This is a genomic window from Nocardia iowensis (genome assembly GCF_019222765.1).
Taxonomy (GTDB): Bacteria; Actinomycetota; Actinomycetes; order Mycobacteriales; family Mycobacteriaceae; genus Nocardia; species Nocardia iowensis.
Genome location: NZ_CP078145.1, coordinates 7,383,125 through 7,398,218 on the forward strand (window position 1 = coordinate 7,383,125; position 15,094 = coordinate 7,398,218).

Annotated in this window: 12 protein-coding genes; 7 read left to right on the forward strand and 5 right to left on the reverse strand. The window is 67.3% G+C overall.

Going from position 1 to position 15,094, the window contains the following annotated elements:
• Positions 1 to 2: 2 nt before the first annotated feature.
• The 3 genes from KV110_RS34035 to KV110_RS34045 form a co-directional block, all read right to left on the reverse strand.
• A complete protein-coding gene (locus tag KV110_RS34035; protein WP_218471250.1) occupies positions 3 to 404 on the reverse strand; it encodes a nuclear transport factor 2 family protein in 402 nt (133 codons plus the stop codon).
• A 180-nt stretch (positions 405 to 584) separates the two neighbouring features.
• Entirely contained in the window at positions 585 to 3,449 is a 2,865-nt protein-coding gene (gene secA, locus KV110_RS34040; protein WP_218471251.1) for a preprotein translocase subunit SecA, read from the reverse strand.
• 200 nt (positions 3,450 to 3,649) lie between these two features.
• The gene (locus KV110_RS34045) at positions 3,650 to 4,060 is read right to left on the reverse strand and encodes an Rv3235 family protein (protein WP_218471252.1); all 411 of its coding nucleotides are present in this window, start codon (positions 4,058 to 4,060) and stop codon (positions 3,650 to 3,652) included.
• Positions 4,061 to 4,367: 307 nt separating this feature from the next.
• Between KV110_RS34045 and KV110_RS34050 the strand changes: the two genes are divergently transcribed.
• From KV110_RS34050 to KV110_RS34065, 4 genes are all read left to right on the forward strand, one after another.
• The gene (locus KV110_RS34050) at positions 4,368 to 5,786 is read left to right on the forward strand and encodes a WS/DGAT/MGAT family O-acyltransferase (RefSeq protein WP_218471253.1); all 1,419 of its coding nucleotides are present in this window, start codon (positions 4,368 to 4,370) and stop codon (positions 5,784 to 5,786) included.
• A 10-nt stretch (positions 5,787 to 5,796) separates the two neighbouring features.
• On the forward strand, positions 5,797 to 6,345 hold the full coding sequence (locus KV110_RS34055; RefSeq protein WP_218479235.1) for a DUF6912 family protein: 549 nt from the start codon (positions 5,797 to 5,799) through the stop codon (positions 6,343 to 6,345).
• A 98-nt stretch (positions 6,346 to 6,443) separates the two neighbouring features.
• Positions 6,444 to 7,601 carry a ferredoxin reductase gene (locus KV110_RS34060; protein WP_218471254.1) on the forward strand — a complete coding sequence of 386 codons (1,158 nt, stop codon included), beginning with the start codon at positions 6,444 to 6,446 and terminating at the stop codon, positions 7,599 to 7,601.
• Positions 7,602 to 7,707: 106 nt separating this feature from the next.
• Positions 7,708 to 9,150 carry a fatty acid desaturase family protein gene (locus tag KV110_RS34065; protein ID WP_218471255.1) on the forward strand — a complete coding sequence of 481 codons (1,443 nt, stop codon included), beginning with the start codon at positions 7,708 to 7,710 and terminating at the stop codon, positions 9,148 to 9,150.
• Positions 9,151 to 9,215: 65 nt separating this feature from the next.
• On the opposite strand, the gene KV110_RS34070 is transcribed toward KV110_RS34065, so the two are convergent.
• Positions 9,216 to 10,214 carry an endonuclease/exonuclease/phosphatase family protein gene (locus tag KV110_RS34070; protein ID WP_218471256.1) on the reverse strand — a complete coding sequence of 333 codons (999 nt, stop codon included), beginning with the start codon at positions 10,212 to 10,214 and terminating at the stop codon, positions 9,216 to 9,218.
• 377 nt (positions 10,215 to 10,591) lie between these two features.
• Between KV110_RS34070 and KV110_RS34075 the strand changes: the two genes are divergently transcribed.
• The 3 genes from KV110_RS34075 to KV110_RS34085 all read left to right on the forward strand — a co-directional run bounded on the left by KV110_RS34075 (position 10,592) and on the right by KV110_RS34085 (position 13,422).
• Entirely contained in the window at positions 10,592 to 11,857 is a 1,266-nt protein-coding gene (locus tag KV110_RS34075; RefSeq protein WP_218471257.1) for a fatty acid desaturase family protein, read from the forward strand.
• Between the two features lie 453 nt (positions 11,858 to 12,310).
• Positions 12,311 to 12,931, forward strand: coding sequence for a 5,6-dimethylbenzimidazole synthase (gene bluB / locus KV110_RS34080; protein ID WP_218479237.1), 621 nt, complete (start codon positions 12,311 to 12,313; stop codon positions 12,929 to 12,931).
• A 245-nt stretch (positions 12,932 to 13,176) separates the two neighbouring features.
• Complete coding sequence (locus tag KV110_RS34085; protein ID WP_218471258.1) at positions 13,177 to 13,422, forward strand: hypothetical protein; 246 nt, start codon at positions 13,177 to 13,179, stop codon at positions 13,420 to 13,422.
• A gap of 85 nt (positions 13,423 to 13,507) precedes the next feature.
• Here the strand turns inward: KV110_RS34085 and KV110_RS34090 are convergent, their stop codons facing one another.
• A complete protein-coding gene (locus tag KV110_RS34090; RefSeq protein WP_218471259.1) occupies positions 13,508 to 14,800 on the reverse strand; it encodes an acetyl-CoA C-acyltransferase in 1,293 nt (430 codons plus the stop codon).
• Positions 14,801 to 15,094: the final 294 nt, after the last annotated feature.

The window sequence follows — 15,094 nt, forward strand, 5'->3', positions numbered from 1 at the left end:
GCTCAGTCGGGTAGCGCCTCGCTGGACCCGTCCTGCCCATCGGGCTGGCCGGGGGCGAAGGGCCATTCCTCGAACCAGGTGCAGCGGCCGTCCTGGTCGAAGCGCAGGATCCACAGATCGCGCCAGCGGGCGGGCTGGTCGGGGTATTCGACCTCGGCTCGGACTACCGCGGTGAGTCCGTCCACCGCGACGACCTCGCGTTCGATCGTGAACGACTCGTCGGGCCCGTCGCGGCCGGACTCCCAGAACTTCGCTAGCGCGGGTAGCCCCGTGAGCGGTTCCGCCCAGGGAGAAACCAGGTATCCGATATCGGAGGCGAAGAGGTCGCCGAGCTTCTCGGTCCCCGGCGTCCGCCAGGCCCGTTCGTATTCGCCGACCCATGCCTCAACTGTGCTCCGGTCCACGACGAAAAAAGCTACGCCTGTTCGGCACGCTCCGTGCGGGTTCCGCCGCAAAAGCGATCTCACCGGGCCGCCCGCCGCCACCCACCTCTTGATTTCCCGGCCTGCCGAATCGCCTGCGAAACGCAGAAGGCGCCCGAGGACCGGAGTCCTTGGGCGCCTTCTCGATTCAGCTACCAGCCGTCAGTGGCGGCGACGCGCCTTCGGTGCGCGCTTGGGCTTGGCCTGGGCGCGGGCGGCCTCGCGGCGCTCCCGACGGGTGGTGCCGGAGTCACCGTCACCACCGTATTCCTCGGCGTCGCTGTGCACCGCCTGGTGTCCACCCTCGTCCGGACCGGAGTAGCTGAAGCCACGCCGGGCGGACTCGTCGATGCCCTTGGCGCGCAAGGCCGCGGGAGCGGCACTGCCGTTGGGCACCGGCTGGTCGGTGGGCAGTGGACGCGGCGGCGCGGCCATCGCACCGACCGGCGAGCGCAGGCCCGCGTCGACCGAGACGCCTTCCGGCTGCGGCTGCTGCACCTCGACCTGCAGGTTGAACAGGAAGCCGACCGACTCTTCCTTCAGGCCCTCGAGCATCGCCGTGAACATGTCGAAGCCCTCGCGCTGGTACTCGACCAGCGGGTCGCGCTGCGCCATGGCACGCAGGCCGATGCCCTCCTTGAGGTAGTCCATCTCGTAGAGGTGCTCACGCCACTTGCGGTCCAGCACCGAAAGCAGCACCTGCCGTTCGAGATTGCGCATACTGCCCGCGCCGGCCAGCCCGTCGATCTCGGCCTCGCGCCGTTCGTAGGCCTCGTGCGCGTCGTCGAGCAACGCTTCGAGCAGTTCCTCGCGGGTCAGGTCGCCCGCTTCGCCGACCGCGGTCTCACCGGTCAGATCCTTGTAGTCGATGCTCACCGGGTACAGCGTCTTGAGCGCGGTCCACAGCTTGTCCAGATCCCAGTCCTCGACATAGCCCTCGGCGGTGGCGCCGTTGACGTAGGCGGTGATCACGTCGGTGATCATGCCCTGGACCTGACCCTCCATGTCCTCGCCGCGCAGGATCCGGTTGCGCTCGCCGTAGATGATGGTGCGCTGCTGGTTCATCACCTCGTCGTACTTGAGCACGTTCTTGCGGATCTCGAAGTTCTGCTGCTCGACCTGCGTCTGCGCGCTCTTGATCGCCTTGGAGACCATCTTGGCCTCGATCGGCACGTCGTCGGGCAGGTTGAGCCTGGTCATGATCGCTTCGAGCGCGGCGCCGTTGAATCGGCGCATCAGCTCGTCACCCAGCGACAGGTAGAACCGGGACTCGCCCGGGTCGCCCTGGCGGCCGGAACGACCGCGCAGCTGGTTGTCGATGCGGCGGGATTCGTGCCGCTCGGTGCCGAGCACGTACAGGCCGCCCGCGTTGCGCACCACCTCGGCGTCCTCGGCGGTCTGCGCCTTGACCCGCTCCAGCGTGGGCAGCCACGCCTGCTGGTAGGCATCCGGCGTCTCCACCGGATCCAGGCCCTCCCGGCGCAGGATGATGTCGGCGATGATGTCCGGGTTGCCGCCGAGCACGACGTCGGTACCACGACCGGCCATGTTCGTCGCGACGGTGACCGCGCCCGGCCGACCGGCCTCGGCGATGATCTCGGCTTCCTTCTCGTGGAACTTCGCGTTGAGCACGGTGTGCGCGATGCCGCGCTTGGTGAACTGCTTGGACAGGTACTCCGAGCGCTCGACGCTGGTGGTACCGATCAGCACCGGCTGGTCCCGCTCGTGCCGCTCGGTGACGTCGTCGACCACGGCCGCGAACTTGGCCTCTTCGGTCTTGTAGATCAGGTCGGACTGGTCCGCGCGGATCATCGGCCGGTTGGTCGGGATCGGGACGACGCCGAGGTTGTAGATCTGGTGCAGCTCGGCGGCCTCGGTCTCGGCGGTACCGGTCATGCCGGACAGCTTGTCGTAGAGGCGGAAGTAGTTCTGCAGGGTGATGGTGGCCAACGTCTGGTTCTCCGGCTGGATCTCCACCCCTTCCTTCGCCTCGATCGCCTGGTGCATGCCCTCGTTGTAGCGGCGTCCGACCAGGATGCGGCCGGTGAACTCGTCGACGATGATCACTTCGCCGTCGCGGACGATGTAGTCCTTGTCGCGGGCGTAGAGCTCCTTGGCCTTGATCGCGTTGTTCAGGTAGCTGACCAGCGGCGAGTTGGCGGCCTCGTACAGGTTGTCGATGCCGAGCTGGTCCTCGACGAACTCGACGCCCGCCTCGTGCACGCCGATGGTGCGCTTCTTGATGTCGACCTCGTAGTGCAGGTCCTTCTTCAGCAGCGGCGCGATCCGCGCGAACTCGGCGTACCACTTGCTGGAGGCATCGGCGGGGCCGGAGATGATCAGCGGGGTGCGGGCCTCGTCGATCAGGATGGAGTCGACCTCGTCGACCACGGCGAAGTTGTGCCCGCGCTGCACCAGATCGTCCAGCGAGTGCGTCATGTTGTCGCGCAGGTAGTCGAAGCCGAACTCGTTGTTGGTGCCGTAGGTGATGTCGGCGTTGTAGGACACCCGCCGCTGGGCCGGGGTCATGCCGGACAGGATCACGCCGACCTCGAGGCCGAGGAAGCGGTGCACGCGGCCCATCCACTCGGAGTCGCGCTTGGCCAGATAGTCGTTGGTGGTGACGATGTGCACGCCGTCGCCGCTGATCGCGTTGAGGTAGGCGGGCAGCACCGAGGTGAGCGTCTTGCCCTCACCGGTCTTCATCTCGGCGATGTTGCCGGTGTGCAGCGCGGCGCCGCCCATGATCTGCACCTTGTAGTGCTTCTGGTTCAGCACCCGCCAGGAGGCCTCCCTGGCCACCGCGAACGCCTCGGCCATCAAGGTGCCGAGCGGATCGGCGGCGCCCTCTTCGACCATGTCGGAGTAGCGCTCCCGGAACTCGTCGGTTTTGCCGCGCAGCTCGGCGTCGGTCAGTTGCTCGTACTCCGACTCGAGTTCGAGAACCTGATCGGCGAAATTGGCGAGCCGCTTGACCATGCGACCCTCACCAATCCGTAGCAACCTCGTCAGTGTCAGCGCAGGCACGGGTCTCGTCAGTCCTCTGGTCGGTGTGTCATTCGTGTCGTCGGCGCCGGGCCGAGGGGTGGACTCACGGCCGGCGTGCGGGCTCGCGCGCGAACGCGGAATCCGCTGCACGCTTCATGGTAATGCGGTGCCGATCGTAGGTGCCGACGAGCAGCGACGTTCGGCCGCACAGCCCGTGGCCGGGTCGTCCGCCCTGGTACTCACAGTACGCGGAACGCGGTCAGCTGCCAGCCCGCCCGGTGCAGAACGACGCACCCGGCCACCGCGAAGACCCGCTGGCCGCGCTGGTACCTGCCGTATACCTCGGCGGTGTTCGGCTCGGTCAGCTCGACACCGAGCTTGGTCAGCCGGGCTGGACCGAGCGCGCGGCCGGGCTGCGGGGAACGCGCCAGCGTTTCGATCGCGGCCAGCACCGAGGGCGCCGCGAGCCTGCGCAGCTGAGCCGCCGGCCGCCGGCCGTCCAGCACCTCGAGCACCAGCCGCAGCGAACTTTCCGCGAATCGGCTTGCGGCCGAACCTGTTTCACCGTCGGTGCCGTACGATGGAAGACGACCGTCGTGCCGGGCGCGTCGATCCGCGGCCCGGGTAGCCGACCCGCTATGTGTCGGCATGCGGCGGCGACAGGGCAGCGCGGCTCGTGGCGACAACGCATCCGAGCGCGGGTGGCCGGGCCGATCTCCGTCCAGCGGTGGCTCGAAATGCGGAGCGGGCGAAAGCGATGGTCGTCGACTGTGCATCCGGTGTCCCCCTGTGATCGAATCGAGTTCCCCGTGCTCGAGTCAGACAGCTTGCCACGGAAGCCGGGACGGGTAAAGGGGAACGCCGATTTCACCGGATACGCCACAGCGGACGAGCTGAAACCTTGTGGCGCCAGCACAATGGGCGTGAGGCGGCATCGAAAAAGGAGCACCGGGCAGCGTGATCACGAGACTGACGCCGCAGGACGCGTCGTTCTATCGGCTCGAGTCGAGCAGCAATCCGATCCACATCGGCTCCCTCGCGATCGTCCGAAATACCGAGCAGGGTGGCAATGGTGAGCCGGTGCTCGACTATGACCGGCTGGTGGATCTGGTCGAGGCCCGGCTCTCGCTGGTGCCCCGGTATCGCCGCAAAGTGCGGGAGATCCCCTTCGCCCTCGGCCGTCCGGTCTGGGTGGAAGATAGCCAGTTCGACATCACCTATCACATTCGCCGCTCGGCCCTGCCGACGCCGGGCACCGACGCGCAACTGCACGACCTGATCGCCCGGCTGGCCTCCCGGCCGCTGGATCAGACCAGGCCGCTGTGGGAGATGCATCTGATCGAGGGCCTGTCCGACGGCCGCTGCGCGATCTTCACCAAGTCGCATTCCGCGCTGGTCGACGGGGATACCGCGCTGGAGATCGGCCACGTCATCCTCGATACCGGGCCGTCGCCGCGCGAGTTGGCCGACGACGCCTGGCTCGCGCCGCGCGAACCCAACGATGTGGAACTGCTCGTCGGCGCGTTGACCCATCTGGCCGCGCAACCGCGCGAAGCGCTGGAGGTGGCCCGGCACGCGAGCGGGCACGCCTTCGCGGTGATCGGTGCCGCGGGGCGCGCGATGGATTCGGTGGTCTCGGCGGTGCGCGCCGCGACAACCGGCGCGCCGGACAGTCCCCTGAACGCGCGCACCTCGCGCAACCGTCGGCTGGACGTGGTGCGCACCGACCTCGAGGACTACCGCAAGATCCGCAAGCGCTTCGACTGCTCGATCAACGACGTCATCCTCGCGGTGGTCACCGGCGCGCTGCGCAACTGGCTGCTCTCGCGCGGCGAGGCGCTTACCGAGTCGACGACGCTGCGCGCCGTGGTACCGATGTCGGTGTATGTCGAAGGAGCAGGCGGCGATCAGCTGAAACCGGCCAGCGAGGTCTCCTCGTTCCTGATCGATCTGCCGGTCGGCGAACCCAATCCGGTGATGCGGCTTTCGCACATCGCGCACGCCACCGAGGCCAATGGCAAACAGCATCGCGGCGTGCGCGCGCGCACGCTGGTGCACCTGGCCGGGTTCGCTCCGGCGAGCCTGCATGCGATGAGCGTGCGCGCGGCGAGTACGTTCGCAGAGCACACGTTCAATCTGGTGATCACCAACGCACCGGGTCCGCAGACGCCGATGTTCATCGGCGGCGCGCGGATGCTGGAGATGTATCCGGTGTCGCCGCTGCTGCGCAATCAGGCCTCGAGCATCGGGATCACGTCCTATGACGGACGCGTTTTCTACGGACTCAACGCCGACCGCGACGCGATGGCCGACATCGGCGTGCTGGCCGCGTCGGTGCGCGATTCCATGGAGGAGATGCTCGGTGCCTGCGTCTGATCAGGAGAAAATGCGGGTCTACATCCCCGCGACGGTGCCGATGCTGCGCGAGCTCGTCGCGAACCGGGAACTGCGCCCGGTCGGCGGCACCGCGTTCGCGGTGACCCCGGCGCTGCGCGAGGCCTACGCCTCTGGCGACGAAGAGGAACTGGCCGAGGTGGCGATGGGCGAGGCCGCCCGCGCCTCGCTGCGCCTGCTCGCCGCCGAACGCGACGAAAGCGACGAGTCGGCCGAGCCAACCGACGACGCGGAACCGGTGGCCACCGGCGGGCCGGTGTACCGGCGCGCGGTGATCGCCGCCGACGTGACCGGCGCGAAGCTACGCCCCGACCTCGACGACGCCGTCGTGCGACTGGCCGGGCCGGTGACCTACAACCAGATCGGCTGCGTGCACGTCGATCTGGCCGAGGCCGAGCCCGAGGTGGCCAAGGCGGTCGACGTGGTCGACGCCGCCGATCTCGGCGATACCGACGCCGAATTCGTGCTTGGCGACGCAGAGGATCATCAGCTCGCCTGGTACGCCGCGCAGGAGCTGCCGTTCCTGCTCGAACTGCTCTGACCTGCTGTGCCCGGCCACGATCGGCCAGCTAACCTACGATGCCGTAACCTGGCTACGGCGTAGCAGCGCATCCGACGACAGGAAGACGAACGGCAGCGATGAGCTCGAAAAGAGGGGGATTTTCCGTGCGGGGCGTCCGGGAGTGGCTGGAGGCGCCGGCCGCCAGCGTCGCCGAGCGCGGCGGCAAGCTGAACGTACTGCGCGGGGCCGTGGCACGTGTCACCACCCCGTTGCTGCCGGATGACTATCTGCATCTGGCCAATCCGCTGTGGTCGGCCCGCGAACTGCGCGGGCGCATCGTCGACGTCCGCAAGGAAACCGCCGATTCGGCCACCCTGGTGATCAAGCCGGGCTGGGGCTTCGACTTCAAATATCAGCCCGGTCAGTACATCGGCATCGGCGTGCTGATCGATGGGCGCTGGCATTGGCGGTCCTACTCGCTGACCTGCCCGCCGAACTGGTCGGACCCGGAGGCCGGCGGCAAGCGCGTCATCTCGATCGCCGTGAAGGCGATGCCGGAGGGCTTCCTGTCCAGCCACCTGGTGAGCGGTGTCCCGGTCGGCACCGTGGTCCGGCTCGCCGCGCCGCAGGGCGGCTTCGTGCTGCCCTACCCGCCGCCGGAGAAGGTGCTGTTCCTGACCGCGGGCAGCGGGATCACCCCGGTGCTGGCGATGCTGCGGGCGATGGACCGTCGCGAGATGGTCACCGACGTGCAACACCTGCACTCGGCGCGCACCGCCGAGGACGTCATGTTCGGCGCCGAACTGCGCGATCTGCACGATCGGCATCCGAGCTTCACCTCGCACCTGCACCTGACCGGCGAGCACGGCAAGTTCGCGCTGAGCGACCTGGACGAGAAGTTCCCCGACTGGCGCGAACGGCACACCTGGGCCTGCGGGCCCGCCGCGATGCTCGACGAGATCGAACACCACTGGCGCGACGCGGGTATCGCGGACCGGCTGCACGTGGAGCGGTTCGAGATCGCGCGCACCGCGGTCGGCGAGGGCGGCACCGTCACCTTCGGCAAGTCCGGCCGCACCGCCGAGGCGGACGGCGCGACCAGCCTGCTGGAGGCGGGCGAGTCCGCTGGCGTGCAGATGCCGTTCGGCTGCCGCATGGGCATCTGCCAAACCTGTGTCGTGACACTCAGTTCCGGGTATGTGCGCGATCTGCGCAACGGTGACGAGCACCGCGAGGGCGACAAGGTGCAGACCTGCATCTCCGCCGCGGCGGGCGATTGCACACTGGACGTCTGAGTCCGCGCGGCAGTTGCCGCAGCGTCATGGCCCCCGTGCGTCAGCACGGTGTAGTCGCGGCGCTTTGGGTACCCTCAGCATAAATCGAGCAGCGAAAGGACACCCGGTGGCAATCACCGATATTCAGGCGTTCTCCCACCTGACGGCGGCCGACATCGAAACCCTTGGGCAGGAGCTCGATTCGATCCGGCGTTCGGTGGAACAGTCCCGCGGCGAGCGAGACGCGAAGTACATCCGGCGCACCATCGCCGCTCAGCGCGGCCTCGAGGTGGCCGGGCGCGCGGTGCTGTTCGGCAGCCGCAATCGCTGGGCCTGGCTGACCGGTACCGCGTTACTGTCCGTCGCCAAGATCATCGAGAACATGGAGCTCGGGCACAATGTCGGCCACGGGCAGTGGGACTGGATGAACGATCCGGAGATCCACTCCAGCTCGTGGGAGTGGGACATGACGGGTCCCTCGTCGCAGTGGCGGCGGGCGCACAACTACTCGCACCACACCTACACCAACGTGCTCGGCAAGGACGAGGACCTCGGCTTCGGCATCCTGCGGATGACCCGCGACGAGCCGTGGCGGCCGGTCCATCTGGTGCAGCCACTGGCGAACGTGGTGCTCGCGGCGACCTTCGAGTGGGGCATCGCGCTGCACGACTGGAGCATCGAGAAGGAACTGCTCGGCACCCCGCCGGGGCTGATGTCGGAGCCGAACCGGGAGTTCGGCCGCAAGATCGCCCGCCAGGTGGCCAAGGATTTCCTGTTCTATCCGGCCCTCACCGGTCCGGCGTTCAAGCAGACGCTGAAGGCGAATCTGACCGCCAACTTCGTGCGCAACCTGTGGGCCTACGCGGTGATCTTCTGCGGCCACTTCCCCGACGGCGCCGAGAAATTCACCGTCGAACAGCTGGAAGGCGAAACCAGCGGCGAGTGGTACCTGCGGCAGATGCTCGGCAGCGCCAACTTCAAGGCCGGGCCCGCGATGGCGTTCATGAGCGGCAACCTCTGCTACCAGATCGAGCACCACCTGTTCCCTGACCTGCCGAGCAACCGGTACTCCGAGATCGCGGTGCGGGTGCGCGAGCTGTGCGACAAGTACGACCTGCCCTACACCACCGGCTCACTCGGCAAGCAGTACCTGCTCGCGTTCCGGACCATCCACAAGCTCGCGCTGCCGGACCGGCTACTGAAGGCCACCGCCGACAATGCCCCCGAGACCTCCTCGGAACGCAAGTTCGCCGGCATCACCCTGCCGTCGCTGCCGAGTTCGGACACCGTGCACTGGCTCGGCATCGACCCGGAGACCGGTCAGCGGCGCGGGCTGCGCTCGGCCATGCGCGAGGCCAAGGTGGTGCTCAAGGAGAAGGCGCGGCAGGAGAAGGAAATGCTGCGCGAGGCCAAGCGCGCGCTGCGGGAGAAGGCCGAGCACGAAAAGGATGTGCTGCGCGAGGCCACCCACGCACTGCAGGATCGGGCCCGCCACGAGCAGGCTTCGCTGCGCCGGAAGGCCGCGCGGCGGCAGGCTTTGTGGCGCGGTCGTCAGCATCGCTCGAACTAGGACCGCCGCTCCGTTCGGAGCCGGTACCCGCGTATCGCTTGGTACCGGCCCGAATTCGGCGTGGGTTACCAGTGCACCTCCAGGTCGCTGACGACGGCGGCGTGATCGGAGTAGAAGACGCCGGGGCCGTGCTCGCGCATGCGCGTGTCGACCACATGCGCCCCACGCACCTCGATCGCGCCCTTGGCGAAGGTGAAATCGATCCGCTGCTGGGTGAGTAGTTGTTCGGTGGGCAGCGGGCTCCACGTGCGGCCCGGTGCGGCACAGACATCCGGGTTGGCCGCCCGGAACGTGTCGATGAAACCCGCGTCGGTGACGGTCTTGGTCGCGGTCAGCGGATAGCTCAGCCCGAAGTGGTTCGGACAGTCCGCCTGGCTCGGTGTCCAGTCCGCGCCGGGCAGCGTGTTGAAGTCGCCGCCGAGCAGCACCGGTGCGGTATTGCCGCCGAGCATCCTCGGTAACTGGTTGTGCACGATGTCGGTGATGTATTGCGTCTGCGCCCGCTCGGCCTGCACGACAGCCTCGACGGAGTGCCGGGGTTCGCGCCCGTCGCGGCGGTCGATCGCGTTCTCGTCGATCAAGTAGCCGTCCCACGGGTCGGTGTAGGTCAGCCAGGTGGCGAACAGGTTCAGTTCACCGTCGTGTGGCACGCGCACCCGCACCCCGCCGAGGTTGAAGTCGCTGACCGGGCCGCCCTGCGGCTTCGGGTACGTGGCGACCACCTCGTACTTGGTGAAGATCCACAGGTTGTCCTGCCCCGCCGGGCGGTCAGTGATCCGAACGCCGGTGTAGCGGCCGTTGTGCGCTCGGCGGGTGAGCGCGTCGGTGATGGTGTCGCCGGAGCCGTAGGTTTCCACGGCGAAGAAGACGTCCGGCTTGATGTCGATCACCTGATCGATCAGGTCGTTCAGATTGTCCGGCGTGGGCTCACGTCCACCGTGCAGGATGTTCCAGGTCAGCACGCGCACTCGTTCGTGATCCGTGGCGTGTGCCGCCGGTGCGACCCCCACCATGGCGGTGCTCGCCAGCAGAGCAGCCGTAAGCAGCGCCTTGCCAAATTGCATGATCGAACTCCATTCGTCAGGGACGCCGGAAGTTAGGCGAATACTCGGAACGGCACGTGACGTGCTGGCAAAAATTCGACAAAGACGCTGGCTGACCGCATATCTCCAGTACGAGTCGGGTCTTGGCTCGAGACCGTGCGCTCGGTGCGCGAGAACGCGCCGGAAGGGGGTTGCGCGAGACGACGCGGCAGTGCAGTATCGAGCCCGGCACCCGGGGCTTCGTTGCACCGGAAGATCCTGCGGGAGAAGGCTTTACGCTGTATCGCCGACGCGGTTGATCTAGCACCTTCTGATCATTTTCGCAATGGGAGATTTGCCATAGCCGCGTTCAGATTCTCGTAACCTACGGTCTCGTAACTTACGGTACTGTAACCGCCATGGCGATCTCGGATGTCAAGGAATACGCACATCTCACCGAGGCCGACGTGGAAGCACTCGGCGCGGAATTCGACGCGATCCGGCGGGAAGTCGAGGCCTCCCGCGGTGAGCGCGACGCCAAGTACATTCGCAACGTCATCCGGTTACAGCGCGCGCTGGAGATCAGCGGCCGCGGCGTACTGTTCGCCAGCTTCCTGCCGCCGGCCTGGCTCGCTGGCGTCGCCCTGCTCAGCACCGCCAAGATCATCGAGAACATGGAGATCGGGCACAACGCCATGCACGGGCAGTGGGACTGGATGAACGATCCGGAGATCCACTCCAGCTCCTGGGAATGGGACAACGCGGGCGCGGCCAAGCACTGGAAGCACACGCACAACTACCTGCACCACAAGTACACCAATGTGCTCGGCATGGACGACGACATCGGCTACGGCCTGCTGCGGGTAACCCGCGACCAGCGGTGGAAGCCGTTCAACCTGGGCAACCCGATCTACAACCTGGTGTTGCAGCTGTTCTTCGAATACGGCGTCGCCATCCAGCATCTGGAGCTCGGCAAGCTGGCCGCGGGCCGGTACCAGCCGGGGACGCCGGAGCGGGCCGAGTTCGAGCGCAAGCGCAGCGAGGCGTTGACCAAGATGGGCAAGCAGGTCCTCAAGGACTACGTGATCTTCCCCGCGCTCACCGGACCCGCCTTCTTCTCCACGCTCACCGCCAATCTCGCCGCGAACATGGTCCGCAATGTGTGGTCCAACGCGGTGATCTTCTGCGGCCACTTCCCCGACGGCGCGGAGAAGTTCACCAAGGCCGACATCGACGGCGAAACCAAGGGCCAGTGGTACCTGCGCCAGATGCTGGGCAGCGCCAACATCTCCGGCGGTCCGCTCACCCACTTCATGACCGGCAACCTCAGCCACCAGATCGAACACCACCTGTTCCCCGACCTGCCAAGCAACCGGTACGCCGAGATCGCGGTCAAGGTCAGGGCACTCGCCGAGAAGTACGACCTGCCCTACACCACCGGCTCGCTACCGGTGCAGTACTTCAAGGCCTGGCGGACCATCCTCAAGCTGTCGCTGCCGAACAAGTACCTGCGCGACACCGCCGACGACGCCCCCGAAACCGCCTCGGAACGCAAGTTCGCCGGCAGCCCCGGTCCCGTCATCGACCCGGTAACCGGCAAGCGCCGCGGCCTGCGCACCGCCCTCGCCTCAGGCCGCCGCCGCCTCACCCGCCGCACCGAGCGCACACCCGCATTCGTCGGCTGACCCGGCCCCACAGAGCTTCCGCACGCCGTACAGAGGGTGTAAACCCTGTGAACCGTGCGGAAGGTCTGTGGGCCCACAGACACTCCGGGCGGCGGCGGGCTACGCGCCCGTTCGGCCGACGGCCGAGCTCCGGTGCACGTTCGAAGGACCAGCACACGGCTGAAGGTCCGGTCCACGTTTGAAGCTCCTGTGCACAAAGGGTTCGTACGGCTCACAAGCGTTTTGCACCCTGTGAGGCGGACGGAAGGTCTGTGGGCTCACGGACACGGCTGGCGGAGGTAGGCCGCGCCCCTTCGGCCGACGGCCGAGGGAAGCGCCGGGCGCACGTTTGGAAACTCCTGTGCACAGAGGGTTCATTCGGCTCACAGGGGTCTGAGGGCTGTGAGGCGTATGGAAGGTCGTGATCGGGGGATTGGGTGGGGCTGGTTGACTGGGTGCGTGGGCGCTGAGGGTTTGAGTGTGTACGACGCGATTCGGTTGCGTCGGGATGTGCGCGCGGAGTTCACGGGGGATGTGGTGGACGACGCGACGTTGTGGCGGCTGTTGGAAGCCGGGCATCGGGCGCCGAGCGTCGGGAACTCGCAGCCGTGGGACTTCGTGGTGGTGCGCGATCCGAGCACGCTACGGAAGTTCGCCGGGCATGTGGCGGACAAGCGCGTCCAGTTCCGGGATGCGCTGCCGCCGGAGCGCGCGGCCACCTTCGAGCCGATCAAGATCGAGGGCATCACCGAGAGCGGCACCGGCATCGTGGTCACCTATGACCACGGTCGCGGCGGCCCACAGGTGCTCGGCCGCGCCACCGTCCCCGAAACCGGCGTCTACTCCGCGGTTCTCGCGATCCAGAACCTCTGGCTGGCCGCCACCGCCGAGGGCATCGGTGTCGGCTGGGTGTCCTTCTACGACCCCGAATTCCTCACCGAGCTCGTCGGGCTACCCGAGGGCATCCACCCGGTCGCCTGGCTGTGCGTCGGCCCGGTCCACGAGTTCCAGCAGATCCCTGACCTGGAGCGTTTCGGCTGGCGCAGCGGCCGCCCGCTGACCGAGGCGGTGCACCGGGAGACCTACGGCGGTTGATCACGACCGAATCGTTATCGTCGCTGGCAAATTTCGGCGCCGCCCGGACGTATAGTGATCGCCTCGACGGTAAAACCGGTCTCCCGGGAACACTTTCGCGCTGATCACCACGGTCGCCACCGACTGCAACGGACACACGTCCGCCCGGACCGACCGCCAACGCGAGGATTCACCGTCGGACCGATTGGGTACGTCAAAGACGAATCCATCTCGGACGCAATGTTCTTCAGCTCAGGAGGTTTGCCATGGCCAACGTCGACGCCATCCGGCTGTCGAACGAGCTGGGCATCGACCTCGCTCATGCGATGCTGCGCCTACGCCGAGAAGGGCGCCCCGGTGAGACCCCGCACGACACCTGCCTGCGGATCATCGCCGACGAAGTCCGCAAACCGCAGACCCCGCAACGCGAGATGATCCCGCACCGCATCAGACCCGCCGCCGACGGCACGATGCCGGTCCTCCCCCCACACCGAACCAGACACAGCCGGTAAACCCGCCCCGCCCGACCTGAGCCGGACCGGCACAGCACCAACCGGGACCCGGCACCAGGCCCGAACCGCCCGGCCGGGTTCGGGCTCAGACTCGTTCCAGCACCGCTGAGGCGCCGATACCGCCTGCGGCGCAGATGCCGAGTAGGGCGGTGTTCTTGCCGGTGCGGGCGAGTTCGTTCGCCATGGTGGTGACCATCCGTGCGCCGGTGGCGCCGAAGGGGTGGCCGAGGGAGACCGAGCCGCCGTGGACGTTGAGGGTGTCGATGTCGATCTCGCCGACGGCGGTGTCGCGGTCCAGGCGGGTCTTGGCCCATTCGTCGCTGGCGAGGGCGGCGAGCACGGACAGTGTCTGCGCGGCGAAGGCCTCGTGGATGTCGACGAAGTCGATGTCGGCCAGCGACATTCCGGCCTTGTCCAGCGCGCGCGGCATGGAGATGGCGGGGCCGATGAGCACCTGGTCGGTGGGATCGACGCTGACATAACTCCAGGAGCGAAACGCGGCCAGCGGCCGGTAGCCGAGGGCGAGCGCCTTCTCCTCGCTCATCAGCAGCACCGCGGACGCGCCGTCGGTGAGCGGGCTGGCGTTGCCCGCCGTGACGGTGCCGTTTTCGGCGAACACGGGCGCGAGTTTCGATAGTTTTTCGATGCTGGTGTTGCCCCGGACCAGTCCGTCGCGCTCGATATCGGTGCCCTCGGGGGTCCGCACCCGCAGCACTTCGTCGTCGAACCGGCCGGACTCGATGGCGGCGGCGGCGCGATGGTGCGAGCGCGCGGCGAACTCGTCTTGAGCGGCGCGGCTCACGCCGTGGATGCGGGCCATTTTCTCGGCCGACTCCCCCATCACCTCGCCGGTGGTGCGCTCGGCGATCTTCGGCCTGCTCGGCAGGATGTCGGTGAACGGCGCGAGTTGGGCGACCGCGGACAGGTAGTCCTTCGGCTTCGGCTTGCCGAGCGCGAGCGGCGCCGCGGCGTGCACCACCTTCTGCGGCAGCTTGACCTCGGCGTTGGAGGTGGAGTCGCTGCCGCCCGCGATCATGATGTCGTATTCGCCGCGCTCGATAGCGGCTGCGGCGGAGGTCACCGCCTGCAGGCCGGAGGCACACGCCCTGGTCACCGTGTAGCCTTCACAGCCCGGGTCGAGCCGCAGGTCGAGGGCGATCTCCCGGGCGATATTGGGCGCCGCGCTGGGCAGGATGACCCCACCCCACACGATCGCTTGCACCTGCGCACCGGGCAGCCCGGTCCGCTCCAACAACCCACGGACCGCGGCATCGGCGAGCGCGATGGAATCCATCCGCGTGTATCCGGTGAACGCACGCACGAATGGCGTGCGCGCACCGGACACGATCACGGCACGGCGAGCAGCCTTGGTGGCCATGCGATTTCCTTTCGAGAGATCTATGACCACCAAACTTACTCCATAGTAAGTTCACCGTCGACCCCCTTCGCCGACGGTGATGCCGTGCGCAGCGGCGATCCCCTCCACCGCCGCTGAATCCGGTCTGCCACGCGCCGTTGCGTAACAGACCGGAGGCGCCCGTCCCGACGAACGCCCCTGCTCGTCTCGGAACGTTCCGCAAGGCCGATGTCGTCCGACTCGGCGCCTCAGAACAGTAACAATATTTCCACTGATTTTTCAAACATTTTCTATCGATTTGCCTTTCATCCTGCT